The sequence below is a fragment of the Nonomuraea sp. NPDC050328 genome (genome assembly GCF_044459405.1).
Classification (GTDB): domain Bacteria; phylum Actinomycetota; class Actinomycetes; order Streptosporangiales; family Streptosporangiaceae; genus Nonomuraea.
The window spans coordinates 439046-459883 of record NZ_JBITIW010000008.1; the positions used below are offsets into that span (position 1 = coordinate 439046).

The window sequence follows — 20838 nt, forward strand, 5'->3', positions numbered from 1 at the left end:
CGCTCATCAACCATCCAGGGACAAGAGCCCCACCCCCGAGAGGATCCCACCCCCATGGGCCTTGCCGCCGTCGCCCTCCCCTTCGCCCTGGCCGTCATCATGTTCGGCCTCGGGCTCAGCCTCACGGTGAGCGACTTCCGCCGCGTCGCCGCCTACCCCAAGGCCGCGATCATCGCCTTGACCTGCCAGATCCTGCTCCTGCCCGCGCTCTGCCTGGGCCTGATCCTGCTGTTCGACCTGCCGCCGGTCCTGGCGGTCGGCATGATGCTGCTGGCCGCCTCGCCCGGCGGCACCTCGGCCAACCTCTACAGCCACCTGTTCGGCGGCGACGTCGCCCTCAACATCTCGCTGACCGCGATCAACTCGGTGATCTCCGTGGTCACCCTGCCGCTGATCGCCAACCTGTCCGTCGGCTTCTTCGGCGCGCAGGCGAGCGGCCTGGGCCTCCAGCTCGACAAGACCCTCCAGGTCGTCGCCATCGTCCTGGTCCCGGTCGTGCTCGGCATGCTGGTCAAGGCCCGCCGCAACGCCTTCGCCGAGCGGATGGGCAAGCCGGTCAAGATCGCCTCGGCGGTGATCCTGGTGCTGGTCATCCTCGGCGCCGTCTGGCAGGAGCGGGCCAACATCGGCACCTACCTCGCCGAGGTCGGCCTGATCACCCTGCTGTTCAGCGTGCTGAGCCTCACCGTCGGCTACTGGGCGCCCCGGCTGGCCGGGGTGGAGCGCGAGCAGGCCATCGCCTCCTGCATGGAGATCGGCATCCACAACTCCACCCTGGCCATCACCGTGGCCAGCTACGTGCTGGTCAACACGCAGATGGCCATCCCGGCGGCCACCTACGGCATCCTCATGTTCTTCACCGCCGCGGTGGCGGGGTTCCTGCTGCGCGCCCGCGCTCAGCGGCCCGCCTTGCGGTAACCGTCCAGGACGTCCTGCCGCAGCAGGTGCCCGAAGCCCGCCCGCTCCAGCCGCACGCCGAGCTCGGCCACGCCGCACCCCAGCGCCGTGGCCGTGGCGGCTAGGTTCCAGTCGTGCGCGGCCAGGCGGGTCAGCAGGTAGCCGCGCCGGCGCTGCGGCTCCGACAGCCGGAAGGTCTTGAGATAGGCCAGCCGGCCGTCGTCCGTGGTGATCGTCTCGCCGAGGTGGCTCTCGGTGTCGCGCTCGAAGGAGGGCAGGAAGCGGCGCAGCGTGAAGCGGCCCATCCGGTAGATCTCGTCCCAGTGCGAGGCGTGCAGGCCGCCGGCCATGACGGTGGCGTGGAAGGCGGCCCACTCCTCGGCCTGGCGCAGCGCCTCTGACCTCAGGTCGGCCACGGAGGCGATGCGGCTCTCGTCGAGGGTGACCGGGAAGTCGCGCACCGCCGGGTGGTACCACGCGTAGTCGTGGATCAGCTCGCCGTACAGGTCGCGGACGAGCGTCGGGTGCAGCGCGCGGTAGTCCTCCTGGTGCGGGACGACGAAGGCGGCGGCCAGGGCGTCGGAGACGTAGACCGCCACGCCGCACTGGCCGGGGTGGATCTCGAACACGCGCAGCGCGTCGTCCAGGCCCCGCACCTGCGCGCCGGTGTAGGCCTCCTCGCCGCGCGGCGACAGCCCGTGCCGCAGGGCGCGCTGCGACCACTCCGCCCATGCGATGGACGGGCCCTTGAAGTGCAGGGAGAGGAAGCCCTCCAGCGCCAGGTGCAGCGGGAGGAAGCGCAGCCGGTTCGGCTCGGTGCGCCGCGCCATCCCGCGCCGCTGCTGGACCGGGATGTGCTCGCGCGGCCCCGCCTCGCCGAGCTGCGTGCCGTACGCGGCGGCGGGGCTGCCGTCCTCGCTCCACGAGGCCACGAAGGCGTGCGGGACGTAGGCGACGTACGCGCTGCGATCCGGCAGCGCGACCACCGACAGCTCGTCGCCGTAGACCTTGGGGTGCAGGCGCAGGTCGACGATCGGCTCCGGCCGCACCAGCGGCACCAGCCGGACCCCGCCCCACGTCTGCGGGGCCTTCGCCACCAGCCCGGTGAACTCGATCATCGCCTCTCCAGATAGGCCAGCAGGTCGGCCACGTCGGTCCGCCCGGTCGCGAACTGCGCCAGCTCCACCAGCGCCGGCAGGTGCTCGGCGTCGCGGATGCCGACCGTCGGCACCAGCGGCGACAACGCGCGCACCTCGAACCGCTCGGCGTCGTAGACCGGGTTGACGTGCACGAGGCGCACCTCGCCGGCCCGGTCCAGCCGGTCTGACCACACGCGCAGCACCTCGGCGGCCAGGCCCGGCGGCGCGTTGTCCCAGCCGTCCGAGACGATCACCAGCCGCTCCGGCCGCTCCTCCAGCGCGTCGATCAGCCGCATGCCCAGCGGGCTCGGGCCGCTCGCGCGCACCAGCAGCGGATCGACCGTCCCGGACACCCAGTGCGCGCGGTACTGCCCGGCCAGCGCCGCCAGCAGGTGGTCGCAGGCCAGCGCCACGGCCAGCGGCCGGTTCCGCTTCACCGGCGAGCCGAAGGCCGAATAGCTGTCGTCCAGGACCGCCGCCACGCGGCCCCAGGTGCCGGCGCGCTTGCCCGCCACCCGCACCGCCGCCGCGCTCAGCGCGCCGGTCAGCTCCGCCCGGCGCGCCGCCCGCTCGGCGACCGGCAGCGACAACACGTAGGACGCCAGCCGGACCAGCGGCATGGCCGCCAGGTCGGCTCGCGTGTCCGTGCCCGCCCGGCCCGCCGACTCCAGCAGCCGCAACCGCTCCAGCCGGGTCAGCTTCGGGGCGATCCGCTCCAGGAAGACCTCCCGCTTGATCCCGCGCCGGGCCGCGAACCCCTCGGCCACCGTGTACGGCAGGCTGTACAGGGCCTCCTTGTCGAAGTGCGCGCGCCGCCAGGCCTCCAGGATGGGCGTCTCGTAGCGCTGGCGCGAGAACGGCGCGAACAGGAAGTCCGGCAGCTCGCCCTCCAGCTTCAGATGCGCGTGCCGCACCGCCGACTTCAGCCCGGCCCGGTACTTCACCGCGTCGAACGCCAGGTCCGGCCGCGCCCGCAGCCAGTCGCGCAGCACCGCGCGGGTCCGCCGGTTGTTCACCCCGGCGGCACGCAGCTCCCGGAAGAGCGCGTACACCCGCGGCGGCGACATCCGCGCCAGCCGCTGGGACACCAGCTCGCCGCCGCCCGAGGTCGCCAGCAGGTGCCGGATCACCCGGGCCGCGTTGTGGTCGTTCAGCTCCAGCGCCAGAACCGCCGCGTACACCTCCGGGTAGTTGCCCCGGATGTACTCGTGCAGGAAGTCCAGGGACAACGTCTGGCTCGCCTGCCCGGAGTGGAACTCGCGCTGCCCCGTCGCCGCCGTCGCCGCGTTCACGAACAGCAGCAGGTCCTCGTACCCGACGTCCATGCGCCCTCCCCGTCGTCCTGGCCGGCCGGGGAGTGGAGGTCCGAGCAGCGAAGCATCACTTCTAAGGTGGGTTCCGGAAGTCGGCACCGAAGTCCCGCGACCGGCCAGGAACGTGACGTTAGCAGGGGATTCCGGCGATTCGCGACGCGGCTTCCTCGGCGCGACCAACCTCGCAAAAATGCGCTCTCCCGACATTCCCGGCATCCTTGACGGGTGCTCGAGTCGAGGGCGGTCAAGCCCCTGCTGATCGCGGCCCAGGTGGCCGGCGCCTGGGTGGTGGGCGCGGTCGCCATGCCGCTGGCCCTGCAGATCCTGCTGATCGCCGCCTTCGCCGGAGGCACCTCGTTGCTCGTGGTCGCCGTGGCGGTGAGTCTCGCCGTGGTCATGGCCTACCTGATCGTGCTGGTCAAGGCCACCCACCAGGCCTCACCGCTGGGCGCCACGGCCTGGCGGCGGGCGGCGTGGGCCGGCCTGGTCCTCGGGGCCGGTACGGCAGGCTGGGCCCTCGGCTGGGCGGCGACCGACGCCGCCGGGCTGGGCGTGAGCGGCGACGCCCAGGCCACCCTGCTGCTCGGCGGCCTGCCGTACGCGCTGGTCGCCGGGATGTTGCTGCGCCCCTGGCCGTTCAGCGCCGCCGCCCTGGCGCTGAGCGTGGCCCTGACCGGCGCCGGCGTCGTGGCGCTCCGCCGCGAACCGCCCGACGACCTGGAACGGCGGCTCGCGATCGCCCACCTGCCCCGCGAGACCGCCTACGCGGTGGCCATCCCCGGTTACGTCCCCGGCGACGACCGTGATTACGGCGGGGGGCTCGGCGGCGGCGGCTTCCGCCCGGCCGATCCCGCGGCGGTGCCCGGTCCTCGCTACCTCACCACGACGGTCCACGAGGGTCTCCGGGCGGGCGAGCGGATGTGCGGCCAGCCCACCGCGACGGACTCCCGGCTGAGCTGGGGTTCCTGCCGGGTCGAGGCGGACGGCCTGGTGTACCGGCACAACGCGAACGAGCACGGCTACCAGGTCTCCGTGGGCCGCCGCTTCGTCACCGTCATCGCGAGCCCCGCGGTCAGCCACGACCTGGTGCGCGCCGCCGCCCGGACCGTGCGCCCGGCCACGGCCGGCGAGCTCGGCGACGGCCACGAGCAGACCGGCGCGTACTACGCCGTCACCGTCCCCGGCTACCGCGGCCGGCCTTCCGGCACCCCGCCGGGCATGGTGTACGAGCCGCTCGACCACGCCGCGGCCGGCCCGCACAGCGTGACGATCGCGCTCCACGTGACCTACGCCAATGACGACTCGCTCTGCTTCCTGGCCGTCGAGTGCACCAGGGACGCCGCCGGTCTCACCTACGCCCGCCACGACGACCGGCACAGCTTCACCGTCCGCCGCGGCGGCCTGGACGTCCGCGTCGAAGGCGGCCTCAAGGTCGCCGGAACACTGCTCCGGCAGGCTGCCCTCGACGCCCGCCCGGTCACCGACGCCGAGCTCCGCAGGATCTTGCCGCCGCTGAAGCCCGGCGACCACCTCGACCGCTTCCGGCGCTGGCTGCGCACCTTCTGAGCGCTTGCGGACGCGCTCAGCCGGGCCGGTTGCCGGTCGGGATCACGATCTTCGTCTGCGCGCCCCGGGTGAGGTAGTAGGTGGTCCACTTCTTGACCATCTCGTCCAGCAGCCAGGCCGCGCCCGGCACCAGCGGCAGCCCGATGACGCCCTCGCGGAACTTCACCAGCAGCGGCCAGGCGGTCCTGACCACCGGGTCCCACAGCGGCTCGCGGGGTATGCCGTTCCAGTCGGCCACCTGGTTGCCGGTGAGGTAGCGGCAGAAGGCGTTGACCAGCGGCTTGTCGATGCCGCCCGGGCTGGTCAGCTCGGCGAGCATCTGCCGCAGGATGGCGTTGAGCTCCACGCCCTCCCGCGTCGGCCCCATGTTGCGCGGCAGCACGATGTCCGACTGCGTGTAGGAGGTCTCCCACGTGGCCGGGAGGAACTCGTCGCGGATGCCGAGCATGTGCCCCATCACCTGCAGCGAGTGCAGGTACCCAGCCGACTCGGCGGAGGAGATGCGCACGTTCCAGTCGCGCAGGCCGCGCATGGAGTAGGTGGCCAGCGTGTGCCAGGTGACCAGCATGTCCTCCTGGCTGATCGGGATGGGCCCGGGCCAGTGCGGCGAGGACTTCAGCAGGTGCCGCACGGCCGCGTGCACCAGGCGGGTCTTCACCGCCTCGACCACCGCCGTGCCGCCGGCCGTCCAGGCGTTCCGCGGCCGGACCGCGTAGGCCAGGATGTTGGTCTTGGCGACCCGGTCCTTGAGGTCGGCGCCGCCCGCGGAGTAGTAGACCGCCTGCGCCTCCTTGGGGATGGCGGTGGCCAGCATGCCGGCGCCGACGATGGTCAGCACGACGATGTAGTTGCCCTTGAGCGCGTGGAAGCGGGCTCCGGCCTCCAGCTTGGCGTGGTCGACCCACGGCGGCAGCGCGCGCGCCTGCTCGATGAAGGCCCGCAGGTCATCGGGCAGCCCGGCGGGCAGCGGCTGGTCGTTGTGGTTCCAGTCGTACAGCAGCCGGTTGACCTCGGGGATGAGCCCGCGCTCGAACAGCGAGGCGAGGAGCGGGTCGGCCACCTCGTCCCACACCCAGCGGGGATCGGCGCCGCTGCCGGAACCGGCGATCGACCCGCTGGCCGGCCATTCCCAGCCGGCGGTGAGGGAGCTCGCCTGGGCCGGGGCGGTCATGCCCAGCGCGCCCAGCGCGCCCAGGGCGGTGCCCGAGATGAGTATCTCGCGCCTGCTCAGCTCTGCCATTGCTCTGCACTCCTTCGAGGTGGGGGGTCCCGCTCAGGACATGCCGTGGTGCCAGGGTGATACTGAGAAACAGATCATGAGTCCGTGTATCATCATCAGACCACAGTGTGACGGACATCACAAGGCCGCCCGTACGGCAGAATCCTCTGCAGGAGGTGATCGTGGAATCTGTGCTCTCCGGCTTCCTGGCGCCGGCGGACTCCGAGTCGCTGCTCGAACGCGCCTACGTCGACGCCGTCGAAGGCGTCGGCGACCCCGACGAGCTGCGGACCCGCATCCTGGACGCGGCCTACGAGCAGTTCTGCCGGATGGGCATCAGGCGCTCCACGATGGAGGACGTCGCCCGGCTGGCCAAGGTCTCCCGCATCACCGTCTACCGCCGCTTCGACACCAAGGACACGCTGGTCGAGCACGTGGTCCGCCGCGAGTTCCGGCGCTACTTCGACCAGTTCCTGATCGACATCGAGCAGGCCGGCACCGCGGCCGACCGGGTCGTGCTGGGCTTCGTGTCCTCACTGCGGGCCATCCGCGGCAACCCGCTGATCGGCGGGCTCATCGCGGCCGAGCCCGACCTGCTGGTGCCGTCCATGACCGCCGACGGCGGCCAGACGCTCGCCATCGTGCGGCAGTTCGTCGCCGGCCAGCTCCGCCACGAGCAACGCGCCGGCCACGTCGCGGCCGATCTGGACGTCGACCTGGTGGCCGAGATGATGGTGCGGATCTCGACGTCGTTCCTGACCATCCCCAGCGAGGTCGTCGACCTCGACGACGACACGCAGCTCGCCGCGGTCGCACGGCGCTTCCTGGTGCCGATGCTGCACGCCCCGGAAAACGCGGAAACCGCCGCTGACTGAGGTCAACGGCGGCTTCGATCGGGGTGGAGCTATGGGGATTCGAACCCCAGACCTCTTCCATGCCATGGAAGCGCGCTACCAACTGCGCCATAGCCCCTGGTCACCGCTTCGGGTCCGCCCGTTGCGGCGCTCGGAGAGCATATCCGCTTCCCCGCGAATTCACCTAATCGTCGGTCGCGGCCGGGCTGTCGTCGCTGTTGACCGGCTCCGGAAGGGTGCCCGCGTTGTGCTCCAGCAGCCGCCAGCCCTGCCGGCCCTCCTCCAGGACCGACCAGGAGCAGTTGCCCAGCCCGCCCATGGAGTGCCACAGCTCCTGCGGCAGCCCGAGCAGCTTGCAGATGCCGAGCCGCAGCGCGGCGCCGTGCGAGGCGATGACGAGCAGGCCCGAGTCGTCGAGCTGGGCGGCCCAGCGGCGCATCGCCGTCGAGACCCGCTCGGCCACGTCGGCGACGTCCTCACCTTCGGGCGCCTCCCAGTTGACGTACTCCTCCGGCCAGCGGGAGGCGATCTCCCGGCGGGTGAGGCCCTCCCACAGGCCGCCGCCCCGCTCGCGGAAGTCCTTGTCCACCGCGACCGGCAGGCCGACCAGGCGGCCGAGCGCGAGCGCGGTGTCGTTGGCCCGCTGGAGGTCGGAGGAGACGATCAGCGACGGGCGCAACGAGGCGAGCAGCGAGGCGGCGCGGGCCGCCTGCGCGTGACCGGTCTCGTCGAGCGGGATGTCGGAGTGCCCCTGGAAGCGGTGCTCGACGTTCCACAGGGTCTGCCCATGGCGGAGGCAGACGATTCTCCGGCTCAAGGGCGGGCCCGCTGGATGTTGGTCTGCCGGACGCTCTCCGGCAGGCCGATGGCCGGGCAGTCCTTCCACAGCCGCTCCAGGGCGTAGAAGGTGCGGTCCTCCTCGTGCTGCACGTGCACGACGATGTCGAGGAAGTCGAGCAGGACCCAGCGGCCCTCGCGCTCGCCCTCCCGGCGCACCGGCTTGGCGTCGGCCTCGATGCGCAGGCGGTCCTCGATCTCGTCGACGATCGCGCGGACCTGCCGGTCGTTGCTGGCGGAGCACAGCAGGAAGGCGTCAGTGATCACGAGCTGCTCACTGACGTCGTAGGCGAGGATGTCGTCGGCCAGCTTGTCGGCCGCCGCCTCGGCGGCGATCTTGACGAGCTGGACGGCTCTGTCGGATGCGGTCACGATGCGGGTCAGTCCTCCACGGTAAGCACTACTGCTTCCAGGTTACCCTTCCACGGCTCCGAGCCACCCCGCACGTGGATTAAGGCCGGTACAGGCCTCGTTTGCCGATGTACTGCACGATGCCGTCCGGCACGAGGTACCAGATCGGCTCGCCGCCCTCGACCCGCTCGCGGCACTCCGACGAGGAGATCGACAGCGCCGGCACCTCGATCAGGCTGACCTTCCCCTTGGGCAGCCCCGGATCGCGCAGCGTGTGCCCCGGCCGGGTGCAGCCCACGAAGTGCGCCAGCTCGAACAGCTCGTCCACGTCCCGCCAGCTCAGGATCGCCGCGAGCGCGTCCGCGCCGGTGATGAAGTAGATCTCGGTGTCCGGCCCGTAGTGCGCGGCGATGTCGCGCAGGGTGTCGATGGTGAACGTCGGGCCCGGCCGGTCCACGTCCACCCGCGAGACCGAGAAGCGCGGGTTCGACGCCGTGGCGATCACGGTCATCAGGTACCGGTCCTCGGGCGCCGACACCTGCTGGTCGTCCTTCTGGTACGGCCGGCCGGTCGGCACGAACACGACCTCGTCGAGGTCGAAATGATGGGCCACCTCGCTGGCCGCGACGAGGTGACCATGGTGGATCGGGTCGAAAGTGCCGCCCATGACCCCCAGGCGGCGCTTCCCCTCCCCACGTGGCGCGTTCATCATGCTTGGGAAGATACGCGCAAGCCGTACGAAGCTTTACGGCACCCCCTTCCCAAGGAATCGCGCACCACACCAATCGCGGACGTAGCATGCCCGCATGACGACCACCCCGGATCGCAGCCGCGTCCAACTGCCCGGCATCTCGTCCCGTGCCTACGAACACCCCGCAGACCGGTCCGCGCTGGTCGCTCTGCGCAAGCTCAGCGGGTTCGACACGGTGCTCAAGCAGATGTCCGGCCTGATCAGCGAACGACGGCTCCGCCTCATGTACCTGGCTTCGGCCGTACGGGTGAGCGAGACCCAGTTCCGCTCGCTCTACGACATGGGCCGCGACGCGGCCTACACCCTCGACCTGCACCGCGTGCCTGAGATCTACGTCCAGCAGGACCCGCGCGTCCAGGCCATGGCCATCGGCTTCGACGACCCGTTCATCGTCGTGACGACGGGTCTGCTGAACCTCATGAACGAGGAGGAGCAGCGTTTCGTCATCGGCCACGAGACCGCGCACATCCTGTCGGGCCACGCGGTCTACCGCACGATGCTCGACATCCTCACCCGCCTCGCCACCCGCGTCGCCTGGATCCCGCTGGGCTACATCGGCCTGCGCGCGATCGTCGCGGGCCTGGAGGAGTGGTACCGCAAGTCCGAGCTCTCCTGCGACCGCGGCGGCCTGCTCACCGGGCAGAACCCCGAGGCGGCCAAGCGGGCGCTGATGAAGCTCGCCGGCGGCGACTACACGCACGAGATGAACATCGAGGCCTTCCTCGCCCAGTACCAGGAGTACGACACGGCGGGAGACCTGCGTGACGGCTTCCTCAAGGTGCTCAATCTGCTCGGCACCACCCACCCGTTCGCGGTGGTCCGCGTCGCTGAGCTGGACAAGTGGCACCGGGGCGGCGACTACGAGCGGATCCTGGCCGGCGACTACCCCCGCCGCGAGGACGACGCCAACGCCCGCGTCTCCGAGGAGGTCAAGGCCGCGGCCGAGTCCTACCGCCGGTCCTGGTCGGAGTCGCAGGACCCGTTCATCGGCGTGCTGCGCGACGTCGCCGAGGGCGCGGTCAACGCCGGCGAGCGGATCTTCAACCGCTTCGCCCGCCGCGACGGCGGAAGCACGAGCTGACCACCCTGCTCACCTGGTAAAAGGTCTGGAAGAAAGTCATCTTCCAGACCTTTTCCACGCCTGCCGGGAGCCCCTACTGTCACATCCGTGAAATTCGCCCTCATCGCCGCGCTGTCCGTGCTCCCGCTCAGCGGCGCGGCCTACCCCGTCACGGATCCCGTGCTGACCAAGAACCCGCTCTACCGGGCGGGGCCGCTGCAGGACAGCACCTGCGCGGAGCAGGAGATCAGGCCGCGCAACCGCGCCGACGCCCGCGCCTACATCGACGCGGTCATCACCTGCCTGGAGCGCACCTGGCAGCAGCACCTCACCGCCGCCGGGCTGCCGTTCAAGCCGGTCAACGTCAAGTACCTGGCCAAGTTCCCGCGCAAATGGTGCGACATGGAGATCGGCGAGGGCGACTCCCAGTCCTGGTACTGCGGCAAGACCTCGACCATCGCCGTCCAGCTCGGCAACGAGTGGCTCAACGAGCCGGGCGACCTGTGGCTGTTCTCCAACACCGCGACCATGTACGCCATGCACGTCCAGCAGCTCGTCGGCATCGGGGCGGCCTATGACGCCGCGCCGTACAGGAACAAGGCCGAGCTGAGCGAGCAGATCCGCCGCTACTCCCTGCAGAACGACTGCCTGGCCGGGGCGTTCATGAAGAGCGTGTGGCCGCTGCCGGGCCGTACCGACGACGACTGGGACTACCTGCTCTCGCTGTTCCAGGGCGACGAGGCGGGCCGGCCGCGCGAGTGGGGCCAGGCCTCGACCATCAAGGCCTGGACCAAGCGCGGCTTCGCCCAGGCCGACCCGGGCGCCTGCAACACCTGGACCGCCCCGCCGTCGAAGATCGGCTAGAGCAGCAGGGCGATCGCGCGCACCGCGGCCGCGCACAGGGCGACGAACCCGCCCAGCACGGCCAGAGCGCGCAAGCCCTCGCGGCGCAGGTCGGGCAGGCGGGCGCCGATGCGCTCGATCTCGCGCCCGAGGATGCCGCCGCAGACCACCCCGAAGACCACGCCCGCCGCGGTCACCGGGGCCACCTGCTGCCACCAGTCGCCGCCGAGCTCGCCGCCGGCCACCGCCCACAACGTGAGCCCGGCCAGGGCGGCGGCCGGAACCCCCGGCCACACGGCGGCGGCCAGCGCCGCGCCCGCCGCGGCGAACGGGAAGCTCAGCACGCGCAGCGTGATGCGGATCCGGCGCGAGGTCCGGTTGCGCACCAGCCAGTGCCCGGCCCAGAGGGTCCGGGTGAGGATCACGAAGGCCGCGGTGATCCCGAAGGTCGCCACCGGCCAGATCACCGTCGCCACCACGCACGGCACGGCGAGGACGGCGAGCACCAGCAACGCCACGTTCCCGGCCGGCAGCGCGGTCGCCGGGGCCTCCGCCCCGGCCTCGGCCGTCCGGCGGGCCCGCCGCACCTTGGCCACCCCCGCGGTACGGCCGGCCGCCCCGGGCCGCGCCTCGGCGGCCACCCGGGCGACGACTCCCCCACGGGCCTCGCCCCGGCCCCGCCCGGGCAGCCGTCCACGCACGCGCTCACCGGTGCCGGGCCCGTCGTCCGAGGCAGCCCGCCCCCGCAGGAGCCGGCCCGGCGACTCCTCCGACGCCCGTCCCCTGGCCTCCTCCGCCGCCCGCCCGCGAGACTCCTCCGCCGCCCGGCCCCGGACGGAACGCGCCGCCCCGTCCCCACGGGACGACCGTGCGGCGCCGTCATCGGCGGCCCGGCCCCGGGCAGCCCGCCCCGTTCCCTCGTCCACCACGCGGCTCCGGCCCGGGCGAGCCGTCCCGTCCTCCGCGGCACGGCCACGCCCGGGACGAGCCGCTCCGTCGTCGGTGGCGCGGCGACCGGTCCGGGTCGTCCCGTCCTCCTCCGGCGCCGGCCGGGCGGCCCGGCCGCGCTCGCCGGCGCCCTGCCCCTCCTCCACGATCGTGCGCCCCCGCACCCGCCCGTCCGCAGGCGTGCGAGGCTTGGGCGGCTCGGCGTCGGAGGCGGCCTTGACCAGCCGGGAAAGCCGGTCGGCCAGCATCGCGGCGGTCGGCCGCTTGGCCGGCTCCCGGTTCAGCGAGGCCCGCACCAGCGGCAGCAGCCCGGCGGGCACCCCCTTGAGGTCGGCCTGCCCGTTCAGCACGTTGTACATCTGCGCCTCGGCCGTGCCCCGCCCGAAGGTGGGCCGCCCGGTGGCCGCGAACGCGACCGTCGCCGCCCACGCGTAGACATCGGCCGGCTCGGCCACCTGCTCATCCGCGAACAGCTCGGGCGGCGCGTAGCCGGGCGTGCCGAGGAAGGTGCCGGTGAGCGTCAACCGGGTGGCGTCGCTGACCTGCGCGATGCCGAAGTCGATCAGCACCGGGCCGTCGTCGCTCATCAGGATGTTGGCCGGCTTCAGATCCCGGTGCACGATCCCGGCCGCGTGCACGATCGCCAGCGCGGTCGCGATGCCGCGGGCCAGTTCGAGCAGGTCGGCGCCGAGCAGCGGGCCGCTTCGCCGTACCCGGTGGAGCAGGGTGTCCCCGTCGATGTACTCCATGACCAGGTAGGGACGCGAGCACTCCAGGTCGGCGTCGAGCACGCGGGCGACATAGGGGCTCTCGACCCTGCGCAGCGCGCGCACCTCGCGATCCAGCCGGATCCTGGCGTTGTCATCGTTGACCAGGTCGCGAAGCACCTTGACGGCCACCTGATCGCCACGACGGCTGGTGGCGAGGTAGACCTCACCCATCCCGCCACGGCCCAGCCGTTCAAGAAGGGCGTAGGGCCCGACCTTGCCGAGCTTGCTCACCGTCCCTCCCCTGCGCCCATAAGGGCACAACTTTAACGCTGAAGGGCACGCCAATTACTCAAGGCGCGCCGTTACTTCCGAAGGAGCTTGTCGAGACCGGCCGCCGGCTGGTCGTTCAGCCGCTTGCGGCCCTTGCGGCGCCAGTTCACGTGGCCCTTGGCCTCGAGCCACAGCAGCAGCCGGTCGGCCCCGAACAGCACCGCCGCCGAGAAGGCGAGCGCGACGACGATCTCCATGCGCCCAGTCAAGCGTTTACCCACCGTCAGGGCACGATGACACGCCGCTCAATCCCGGACGTGACCCTCTCCGGTGTAGATCCACTTGGTGGAGGTGAGCTCCGGCAGCCCCATCGGGCCCCTGGAGTGCAGCTTCTGCGTCGAGATGCCGATCTCCGCGCCGAAGCCGAACTCGCCGCCGTCGGTGAAGCGGGTGGAGGCGTTGACCGCGACCGCCGCCGAGTCGACGAGCGAGACGAACCGGCGGGCGGCCTGCTGCGAGCGGGTGACGATCGCCTCGGTGTGCCCGGAACCGTAGGTGCGGATGTGCGCGACGGCCTCCTCCAGCGAGCCGACCACCTTGGCGGCCAGGTCGAGCGAGAGGTACTCGGTGAAGTAGTCCTCCTCCGTCGCCTCGACCGCGCCGTGCGCGACGAACGCGGCGTCGCCGTGGACCGTCACGCCCGCCGCCTGGAGCGCCGCCATGGCCAGCGGCACGAACTCCGCGGCCACCTCCTGGTGCACCAGCAGCGACTCGGCCGCGTTGCACACCGAGGTCCGCTGCGTCTTGGAGTTGAGCAGGATCTCCAGCGCCATGCCCAGGTCGGCCCCCGCGTCCACGTAGACGTGGCAGTTGCCCACGCCGGTCTCGATCACCGGCACCGTGGACTCCTCCACCACCGAGGTGATCAGCGACGCCCCGCCGCGCGGGATCAGCACGTCCACCAGCCCGCGAGCGCGCATCAGCTCCTTGACCGACTCGCGCGTTAGGCCGGGCACGAGCTGGACCGCGCCCGCCGGCACGTCGGTGCCGGCCAGTGCCTCCTGCATCACCCGCACCAGCGCGGTGTTGGACTCGTAGGCGCTGGAGGAGCCGCGCAGCAGCACCGCGTTGCCGCTCTTGAGGCAGAGCGCCGCGGCGTCGACGGTGACGTTGGGGCGGCCCTCGTAGATGATGCCGATCACGCCCAGCGGCACGCGCACCTGGCGCAGCTCCAGGCCGTTGGGCAGGGTGTTGCCGCGCACCACCTCGCCCACCGGGTCGGGCAGGTCGGCGATCTGGCGCACCGCCTCGGCGATGGCCGCCACGCGCCCGGCGTCGAGCCGCAGCCGGTCGATCATCGCCTCCGGCGTGCCCGCCTCCCGGGCCCGCTCCACGTCGCGGCCGTTGGCCTCGACGATCTGCGCGGTGGCCGCGACCAGGGCGTCGGCCAGCACGCGCAACGCCCGGTCCTTCGGCGCCCGCGGCAGCGGGGCCAGCTCGGCGGCGGCCGCTCGTGCCGCGTGGGCGACCTTCAGGAACTCCTCGGACATCGCGCTCTCCTAAGGCTGGTGGGATTCAAGTATGACGATGTCGTCGCGATGGATCAGCTCGCGTTCGTACTCCGGGCCGAGCGTGCTCGCCAGCTCCTTGGTCGAGCGCCCGAGCAGCCCCGGGATCTCCCCCGCGTCGAAGTTGACCAGCCCGCGCGCGACCACGCCGCCGCCGCGCCCCACCAGGTCCACCGGATCGCCGGCGGCGAAGTCGCCCTCGACCGAGAGCACGCCCGCGGGCAGCAGCGACTTGCGGCGCGTCACCACGGCCTCGACCGCGCCGTCGTCCAGCGTCAGCCGGCCGCGCCCGGTGGTGGCGTGCGCGAGCCAGAGCAGCCTGGTGCCCGGGTGGCGGCCGCCGGGGTGGAAGTAGGTGCCGACGTCGGCTCCGGCGAGCGCGTGGGCCGCGTGCGCGGCGCCGGTGAGCACCACCGGGATGCCCGCGCCGGTCGCGATCCGCGCCGCCTGGACCTTGGTGACCATGCCGCCGGTGCCGACCGCAGAACCGTTGCGGCCGATCTCGACCCCGGCCAGGTCCTCCGGCCCGCGCACCTCCGCCAGCCGGCGTGAACCGGCCCTGGACGGCGGCCCGTCGTAGAGCGCGTCCACGTCCGACAGCAGCACCAGCGCGTCGGCCCTGATCAGGTGGGCCACCAGCGCGGCCAGCCGGTCGTTGTCGCCGAAACGGATCTCATCCGTCGCGACGGTGTCGTTCTCGTTCACCACCGGCACGATGCCCAGGTCGAGCAGCCGGTCGAGGGTGCGCTGGGCGTTGGCGTGGTGGGCGCGGCGCATCATGTCGTCCGCGGTGAGCAGCACCTGGCCCACGCGCAGGCCGTACCGCGCGAAGCTGGAGGTGTAGCGGGCGACGAGCACCCCCTGGCCGACCGAGGCGGCGGCCTGCTGGGTGGCCAGGTCGCGCGGCCGGGCGCTGAGGCCGAGCGGGCCGAGCCCGGCGGCGATGGCGCCCGAGGAGACCAGGACGAGCTGCGTGCCCGTGCGGCGGCGCGCCGACAGCACGTCGACGAGGGCGTCGACGCGATCGACGTCGATCATGCCCTGTGGCGTGGTGAGGGAGGAGGAGCCGACCTTGACCACTACCCTCGACGCCGCGCTGATCTGTTCCCGCACGCGAAAACCCTATCCGAGACCGGTCACCCGGCCCGCCGCTGTTTCGCCATCCGAGACGGCGGCGGAGCCGGATGCCGAAGCGGCCCGGGCGAGTCGCCCGGGCCGCGTGAGCTCAAGTGCTGTGCGGGGGTCAGCCCAGGCGGTTGTCGGTGCCGCGCGGGCCCTGGCGGACCGCCTCGGCGTTGAGGGTCGGCTGCCAGTCGAAGACGTAGCCGTTCTCCATCGAGCCGATGACCACCTCGGCCCCGGCGGTGGCGCCCGCCTTGGCCAGCTCGTCCTCGATGCCGAGCCGCTCCAGCCGGTCGGCCAGGTAGCCCACGGCCTCGTCGTTGGTGAAGTCGGTCTGCCTGATCCACCGCTCCGGCTTCTCACCGGTGACCTGGAAGGTGTTCTCGCCCACCTTGCGGACGGTGAAGCCCGCCTCGCCGAGCTGCCGAGGCCGGATGACCAGCCGCGTCGGCTCCTCGACCGGCTTGGCCGCACGCGCCGCCGCGACCCATTCGCCCATCGCGAAGATGAACTCCTTCAGGCCCTCGTGCGTGGCCGCCGAGATGGTGAAGACCCGCATCCCGCGCGCCTCGAACTCCGGCGTGACGATCTCGGCCAGCTCGCGCCCGTCCGGCACGTCCGCCTTGTTCAGGACGACCATCCGCGGCCGGTCCTCGAGCTGCCCGTAGGCGTGCAGCTCCTTCTCGATGGCCTCGTAGTCGGAGATCGGGTCGCGCCCGGGCTCCATCGTCGCCATGTCGATCACGTGCACCAGCGCGTCGCAGCGCTCCACGTGCCGCAGGAACTCGTGGCCCAGGCCCTTGCCCTCGGAGGCGCCCGGGATCAGCCCCGGCACGTCCGCGACGGTGAACACCGTCTCCCCCGCCGTCACCACACCCAGGTTGGGCACCAGCGTGGTGAACGGGTAGTCGGCGATCTTCGGCCGGGCCGCGCTGATCGCCGCGATCAGCGACGACTTGCCCGCGCTCGGGAAGCCGACCAGCGCCACGTCCGCGACGCTCTTCAGCTCCAGCACCACGTCCAGCCCGTCACCCGGCTCGCCCAGCAGCGCGAACCCGGGCGCCTTGCGCTTGGTCGAGGCCAGCGCCGCGTTGCCCAGCCCGCCCTGGCCGCCCTTCGCGATGACGTACCGCGTGCCCGCGCCGACCAGGTCGATCAGCACCTCGCCGGTCGAGGCGTCCTTCACCACCGTGCCGTTGGGCACCGGCAGGATCACGTCGCCGCCGTTGGCGCCGTCCCGGTTGGAGCCGTGGCCCTGCTTGCCGTTCTCCGCCTTGCGGTGCGGCCTGCGGTGGTAGTCCAGCAGGGTGGCCGTGTTGGGGTCCACCTCCAGGATCACGTCGCCGCCGCGCCCGCCGTTGCCTCCGTCGGGGCCGCCGAGCGGCTTGAACTTCTCCCGGTGGACCGAGGCGCAGCCGTGTCCCCCGTCGCCGGCGGTGATGTGCAGCACCACCTGATCGATAAAGTCCGGCATTTCCGCCTCCAAAGCCAAAAACCTAGATTTTGTACGGCTGGCGCCCGGTCAGGCCCAACCGCCGCACGTGGCCGGGCCCCCTCCAGGGAGACGGCCGACGAGACCCACGGGGTCGGCCCCGCTACGCCCGGCCCACTCGGGGCCACGGGTCAGCTACGCCGAGCCCGTCGGAGGCCTGGGCAGCCAGGGCCGGTCTTCCCGGCCGGTCCAGCCGGGCCGAGCCGCGCGGTTCCCCCCGCGACCGCCCCCTGGTCAACGGAACGCGTGCCGTACCCCATCCATGCCCCGGCAGCCGGCGAACCGACCCCCGAAAACACGAAACGAGGGGCGGACCTGTCGATCCACCCCTCGCATCAACGCTCGTCGGCGCGCGATTACTCCGCGGCCGGGACGATGCTGACGGCCTTGCGACCGCGCTTGAAGCCGAACTGCACGTGACCAGCGGTCAGCGCGAACAGCGTGTCGTCGCCACCACGGCCGACGTTGTCACCCGGGTGGAAGTGGGTGCCACGCTGACGGACGATGATCTCGCCCGCGTTGACGAGCTGGCCGCCGAAACGCTTGACGCCAAGGCGCTGGGCGTTGGAGTCACGGCCGTTCCGAGTGGACGATGCGCCCTTCTTGTGTGCCATTTCTCAAACTCCCAATCAGGCCTTGTCGATTCCGGTGACCTTCACCTGGGTGTACCGCTGACGGTGACCCTGGCGCTTCTTGTAACCGGTCTTGTTCTTGTACTTGAGGATGCGGATCTTCGGACCCTTGGTCTCGCCGAGGATCTCGGCCGACACCGTGAACTTGCCCGCCTCGGTGGTGACATCGCCATCGTTGACGACGAGCACCGTCGGCAGCGAGACCGAGGAACCGACCTCACCGGCGACCAGGTCGATCTCAAGGACGTCGCCGACGGACACCTTCTGCTGCCTGCCGCCGCTACGAACGATCGCGTACACCGCGGAACCCTTCTACTGTCTGCTGTGCGATGGGCGCCCGGGAGGACCGGTCACCAATCGCCGAATGCTGCGCCCGAGCACCCGTCTCCGTCAGGAAAACCGACGACCCAGGTGGGCGCGCAAAGAAGGCGCGCCACTGAGCGCACCGGTTTACTAGGTTACCGGATGAACGGCAACGTCGTCGAACCGGACGGATCGTCGGCCGTCCGCCGAATCAGTCGGCGGACTTGGCTCGGCGGGAGCGTCGCCGCCCCCTGCCAGAAGTCTGGTTTGCCTGGTCGTCCTCGTGAGGAACGTCCTCCAGCGCACCGGTCACAGTATCACGACTCGGAGCCCCGTTAGCTGCCGAGACCTTATCCGCGACCGCCTTCTCGACAGCCATCTTGCCCTGCGTGCCACGCGGCTCGGGCTTCGACTCGACCGGCTCGGTCGAGACGATGACCCCGCGGCCGTTGCAGCAGTCGCACGGCGTCGAGAAGGCCTCCAGGAGGCCCTGGCCGACCCGCTTACGCGTCATCTGCACCAGACCCAGGGAGGTGACCTCGGCGACCTGGTGCTTGGTCCGGTCGCGCGCCAGGCACTCCAGCAGCCGCCGGAGCACGAGGTCGCGGTTGGACTCCAGCACCATGTCGATGAAGTCGATCACGATGATGCCGCCGATGTCGCGCAGCCGGAGCTGGCGCACGATCTCCTCGGCCGCCTCCAGGTTGTTCCTGGTGACCGTCTCCTCCAGGTTGCCGCCCTGGCCGGTGAACTTGCCGGTGTTGACGTCGACCACGGTCATGGCCTCGGTCCGGTCGATCACCAGCGAGCCGCCGCTGGGCAGCCACACCTTGCGCTCCAGCGCCTTGCCGAGCTGCTCGTCGATGCGGTAGTGCGCGAAGACGTCGCCTTCGGCCCCGTCCCACATCGACAGGCGGTCCTCCAGGTGCGGCGCGACGTACTTCACGTACTCGTCGACCGTCTCCCAGGCGTCCTCGCCCTGCACGACCAGCGAGGTGAAGTCCTCGTTGAACACGTCACGCACGACCCGGATGGTCAGGTCGGGCTCGGCCGACAGCAGCTCGGGCGGCGAGGCGGACTTGGCCTTCTTCTGGATGGCCTCCCACTGCGCCGACAGCCGCGCCACGTCGCGCGCCAGCTCGTCCTCGGAAGCGCCCTCGGCCGCGGTGCGCACGATGACGCCCGCGTTCTCCGGCATGACCTTCTTCAGGATGCTCTTGAGCCGCGTGCGCTCCTTGTCGGGCAGCTTGCGGCTGATGCCGGTCATCGACCCGTCCGGCACGTACACCAGGTAGCGGCCCGGCAGCGAGATCTGCGAGGTGAGCCGCGCGCCCTTGTGCCCGATCGGGTCCTTGGTGACCTGCACCAGCACCGACTGCCCCGACTTCAGGGCGGTCTCGATGCGCTTGGGCTGGCCCTCCAGCCCGGCGGTGTCGAAGTTGACCTCACCGGCGTACAGCACCGCGTTGCGGCCCTTGCCGACGTCGACGAAGGCCGCCTCCATCGAGGGCAGCACGTTCTGGACCTTGCCCAGGTAGACGTTGCCCACGTAGGACTGGCTGGCCTCGCGGTTGACGTAGTGCTCGACCAGGATGCCGTCCTCGAGCACCGCGATCTGCGTGCGGTCGCCGGTGCGGCGGACCACCATCATGCGGTCGACCGACTCGCGGCGCGCCAGGAACTCCGCCTCGGTGATGATCGGCGGACGGCGGCGGCCGAGCTCGCGGCCCTCGCGGCGGCGCTGCTTCTTGGCCTCCAGCCGGGTCGAGCCCCGCACGCTCTGCACGCCGTCGGCGGCCACGTCCAGCAGGGCCGCGCGGCCGGTGCGCGGCGCGCGGATGCGCACCACGGTGTTCGGCGGGTCGTCGGGGGTGGCGGCCGGCTCGTCGGAGTCGTCGCCGCGACGCCGGCGGCGACGCCGCCTGCGCGAACCGGACGAGGACTCCTCGTCCTGCTCCTCCTCCTGCTCCGCGGCCTCCTCCTCGGCGCCTTCCTCCGCCTCGTCGGCGTCGTCGCGCTCGCGGGACTTGCCGCGGCCCCGGCCACCGCGCCGGCGCCGCCTGCGGCGGCCTCCGGCCTCCTCGCGGTCGCCGTCGTCCTCGGTGTCCTCGCTCTCGTCGTCCTCCGCCTCGTCCAGCTCGGTGTCGTCGGTCTCGGTGACCGTCACCTGCGGTACGGCGGGCACGACCGGCTCCGGCCGGGCCGGGATCGCCTGGCTCGGGTCGGGCGCCTGGAACAGCGGCGTGAAGATGGCCGCGGGGCGCTGGAAGACCGGCTGGTCGTCGCGGCGCGCGGTGAACCCGAACGGGTCGGACAGCAGGCCGGGGCGGGTGATCGGCTCCTCGTCGAGGTCCTCACCTGCGGGCTCGTCGTCGAGCGGCTCGTCCTCGGGCAGCACTTCCAGGATGTCGGCGGCGACCTCGTCCACCACCGGCTCCGGCTCGGCCTTCTTCCGGGTGCGGGTCCGCTTGACCGCCTTGACCGGCTGCTCCGCCGCGCCTTCGCCCTGGACGGACGCCTCTACCGGCTGCCCCGGCTGCGCGGCGGTCGCGGGCTGAGCGGTCGCGGCCTCGTGGCCCGACGGCTGAGCGGCGGACGGCTGAGCGGCGGTCGGCTGGGCAGTCGTCGGCTGAGCCGTCGCGGGCTGAGCGGTCGCGGGCTGAGCGGTCGCGGGCTGGGCAGCGGTCTCGGCGGCGCTGGGAGCGCTCTCCGCGGCCTTGGACCGGCGGGTGCGGCTCGTGGTGCCCCTGGTGGCCTTGACCGGCTGAGCGGCCGCCTCAGCGCTCTGGGCCCGCGGTCCGGCGCTCTCGTCCACCTCGGGCGGCGGACCGGCGGCGCGGGTGACCTTCTTGACCGGGCTCTCCCCAGCGACCGGCGCCACGACGACTTCGGAAGCCGACCCCGCAAGGCGGGTGACCGGCGCGCTCGGCGCCTCGTCCTCCACCTCGGGCGGCGGACCCGCG

Annotated in this window: 19 protein-coding genes and 1 tRNA gene; 5 read left to right on the plus strand and 15 right to left on the minus strand. The window is 72.0% G+C overall.

The features are described from left to right. Window positions 1–54 precede the first annotated feature (54 nt). Entirely contained in the window at window positions 55–918 is an 864-nt protein-coding gene (locus tag ACIBG7_RS29580; RefSeq protein WP_357934127.1) for a bile acid:sodium symporter family protein, read from the plus strand. On the opposite strand, the gene ACIBG7_RS29585 is transcribed toward ACIBG7_RS29580, so the two are convergent. Together ACIBG7_RS29585 and ACIBG7_RS29590 are read right to left on the minus strand one after the other, a co-directional pair. Further along, window positions 897–2015, minus strand: coding sequence for an ARPP-2 domain-containing protein (locus ACIBG7_RS29585; RefSeq protein ID WP_357934124.1), 1119 nt, complete (start codon window positions 2013–2015; stop codon window positions 897–899). The genes ACIBG7_RS29580 and ACIBG7_RS29585 overlap by 22 nt on opposite strands. Beyond that, on the minus strand, window positions 2012–3361 hold the full coding sequence (locus tag ACIBG7_RS29590; RefSeq protein ID WP_357934121.1) for a hypothetical protein: 1350 nt from the start codon (window positions 3359–3361) through the stop codon (window positions 2012–2014). The genes ACIBG7_RS29585 and ACIBG7_RS29590 overlap by 4 nt, the downstream gene beginning before the upstream one ends. A 213-nt stretch (window positions 3362–3574) precedes the next feature. Between ACIBG7_RS29590 and ACIBG7_RS29595 the strand changes: the two genes are divergently transcribed. Beyond that, window positions 3575–4915, plus strand: coding sequence for a hypothetical protein (locus ACIBG7_RS29595; RefSeq protein ID WP_397338348.1), 1341 nt, complete (start codon window positions 3575–3577; stop codon window positions 4913–4915). Window positions 4916–4931: 16 nt separating this feature from the next. On the opposite strand, the gene ACIBG7_RS29600 is transcribed toward ACIBG7_RS29595, so the two are convergent. Further along, entirely contained in the window at window positions 4932–6155 is a 1224-nt protein-coding gene (locus ACIBG7_RS29600; protein ID WP_357934117.1) for an oxygenase MpaB family protein, read from the minus strand. Between the two features lie 161 nt (window positions 6156–6316). Here ACIBG7_RS29600 and ACIBG7_RS29605 point away from each other — a divergent pair, with 161 nt between their 5' ends. Continuing rightward, on the plus strand, window positions 6317–7009 hold the full coding sequence (locus tag ACIBG7_RS29605) for a TetR/AcrR family transcriptional regulator (RefSeq protein WP_397338349.1): 693 nt from the start codon (window positions 6317–6319) through the stop codon (window positions 7007–7009). 24 nt (window positions 7010–7033) lie between these two features. Here ACIBG7_RS29605 and ACIBG7_RS29610 read toward each other — a convergent pair. The 4 genes from ACIBG7_RS29610 to nadD all read right to left on the minus strand — a co-directional run bounded on the left by ACIBG7_RS29610 (window position 7034) and on the right by nadD (window position 8888). After that, window positions 7034–7106: transfer RNA gene (locus tag ACIBG7_RS29610), tRNA-Ala, on the minus strand. Window positions 7107–7172: 66 nt separating this feature from the next. Continuing rightward, window positions 7173–7805: a histidine phosphatase family protein gene (locus tag ACIBG7_RS29615; protein WP_357934111.1), complete on the minus strand. Its 633-nt coding sequence runs from the start codon at window positions 7803–7805 to the stop codon at window positions 7173–7175. Next, complete coding sequence (gene rsfS / locus ACIBG7_RS29620; RefSeq protein ID WP_357934109.1) at window positions 7802–8197, minus strand: ribosome silencing factor; 396 nt, start codon at window positions 8195–8197, stop codon at window positions 7802–7804. Before rsfS ends, ACIBG7_RS29615 begins: the two co-directional genes overlap by 4 nt. A 79-nt stretch (window positions 8198–8276) precedes the next feature. Continuing rightward, window positions 8277–8888, minus strand: a complete 612-nt coding sequence (nadD, locus tag ACIBG7_RS29625; protein ID WP_357934106.1) for a nicotinate-nucleotide adenylyltransferase — start codon at window positions 8886–8888, stop codon at window positions 8277–8279. Window positions 8889–8982: 94 nt separating this feature from the next. Here nadD and ACIBG7_RS29630 point away from each other — a divergent pair, with 94 nt between their 5' ends. Further along, window positions 8983–10008 (plus strand): M48 family metallopeptidase, encoded by a 1026-nt coding sequence (locus ACIBG7_RS29630; protein WP_357934104.1) that lies wholly within the window; start codon window positions 8983–8985, stop codon window positions 10006–10008. Window positions 10009–10095: 87 nt separating this feature from the next. Next, the gene (locus ACIBG7_RS29635) at window positions 10096–10851 is read left to right on the plus strand and encodes a hypothetical protein (RefSeq protein ID WP_397338350.1); all 756 of its coding nucleotides are present in this window, start codon (window positions 10096–10098) and stop codon (window positions 10849–10851) included. Here the strand turns inward: ACIBG7_RS29635 and ACIBG7_RS29640 are convergent. The 8 genes from ACIBG7_RS29640 to ACIBG7_RS29675 all read right to left on the minus strand — a co-directional run bounded on the left by ACIBG7_RS29640 (window position 10848) and on the right by ACIBG7_RS29675 (window position 20306). Continuing rightward, window positions 10848–12779 carry a protein kinase gene (locus ACIBG7_RS29640; protein ID WP_397338352.1) on the minus strand — a complete coding sequence of 644 codons (1932 nt, stop codon included), beginning with the start codon at window positions 12777–12779 and terminating at the stop codon, window positions 10848–10850. The two genes, ACIBG7_RS29635 and ACIBG7_RS29640, sit on opposite strands and share 4 nt — an antisense overlap. A gap of 71 nt (window positions 12780–12850) precedes the next feature. Next, entirely contained in the window at window positions 12851–13015 is a 165-nt protein-coding gene (locus ACIBG7_RS29645; protein ID WP_357934098.1) for a hypothetical protein, read from the minus strand. Window positions 13016–13063: 48 nt separating this feature from the next. Continuing rightward, window positions 13064–14308 carry a glutamate-5-semialdehyde dehydrogenase gene (locus ACIBG7_RS29650; RefSeq protein ID WP_357934095.1) on the minus strand — a complete coding sequence of 415 codons (1245 nt, stop codon included), beginning with the start codon at window positions 14306–14308 and terminating at the stop codon, window positions 13064–13066. Between the two features lie 9 nt (window positions 14309–14317). After that, on the minus strand, window positions 14318–15439 hold the full coding sequence (gene proB, locus ACIBG7_RS29655; RefSeq protein WP_357934092.1) for a glutamate 5-kinase: 1122 nt from the start codon (window positions 15437–15439) through the stop codon (window positions 14318–14320). Between the two features lie 130 nt (window positions 15440–15569). Then, window positions 15570–16922, minus strand: a complete 1353-nt coding sequence (gene obgE / locus ACIBG7_RS29660; protein ID WP_357934090.1) for a GTPase ObgE — start codon at window positions 16920–16922, stop codon at window positions 15570–15572. 374 nt (window positions 16923–17296) lie between these two features. Beyond that, complete coding sequence (gene rpmA, locus ACIBG7_RS29665; protein ID WP_357934087.1) at window positions 17297–17554, minus strand: 50S ribosomal protein L27; 258 nt, start codon at window positions 17552–17554, stop codon at window positions 17297–17299. A gap of 15 nt (window positions 17555–17569) precedes the next feature. Beyond that, the gene (gene rplU, locus ACIBG7_RS29670) at window positions 17570–17872 is read right to left on the minus strand and encodes a 50S ribosomal protein L21 (protein ID WP_357934085.1); all 303 of its coding nucleotides are present in this window, start codon (window positions 17870–17872) and stop codon (window positions 17570–17572) included. A 214-nt stretch (window positions 17873–18086) separates the two neighbouring features. Next, window positions 18087–20306, minus strand: a complete 2220-nt coding sequence (locus tag ACIBG7_RS29675; RefSeq protein WP_397338364.1) for a ribonuclease E/G — start codon at window positions 20304–20306, stop codon at window positions 18087–18089. Window positions 20307–20838 lie beyond the last annotated feature (532 nt).

Bases quoted from the DNA above. Each gene is read 5' to 3' on its own strand.
- ACIBG7_RS29600 (WP_357934117.1), bottom strand. From the start codon at position 6,155: ATGGCAGAGCTGAGCAGGCGCGAGATACTCATCTCGGGCACCGCCCTG.
- ACIBG7_RS29630 (WP_357934104.1), top strand. From the start codon at position 8,983: ATGACGACCACCCCGGATCGCAGCCGCGTCCAACTGCCCGGCATCTCG.
- obgE (WP_357934090.1), bottom strand. From the start codon at position 16,922: ATGCCGGACTTTATCGATCAGGTGGTGCTGCACATCACCGCCGGCGAC.
- ACIBG7_RS29580 (WP_357934127.1), top strand. From the start codon at position 55: ATGGGCCTTGCCGCCGTCGCCCTCCCCTTCGCCCTGGCCGTCATCATG.
- rpmA (WP_357934087.1), bottom strand. From the start codon at position 17,554: ATGGCACACAAGAAGGGCGCATCGTCCACTCGGAACGGCCGTGACTCC.
- ACIBG7_RS29650 (WP_357934095.1), bottom strand. From the start codon at position 14,308: ATGTCCGAGGAGTTCCTGAAGGTCGCCCACGCGGCACGAGCGGCCGCC.
- ACIBG7_RS29590 (WP_357934121.1), bottom strand. From the start codon at position 3,361: ATGGACGTCGGGTACGAGGACCTGCTGCTGTTCGTGAACGCGGCGACG.
- ACIBG7_RS29585 (WP_357934124.1), bottom strand. From the start codon at position 2,015: ATGATCGAGTTCACCGGGCTGGTGGCGAAGGCCCCGCAGACGTGGGGC.
- ACIBG7_RS29645 (WP_357934098.1), bottom strand. From the start codon at position 13,015: ATGGAGATCGTCGTCGCGCTCGCCTTCTCGGCGGCGGTGCTGTTCGGG.
- nadD (WP_357934106.1), bottom strand. From the start codon at position 8,888: ATGATGAACGCGCCACGTGGGGAGGGGAAGCGCCGCCTGGGGGTCATG.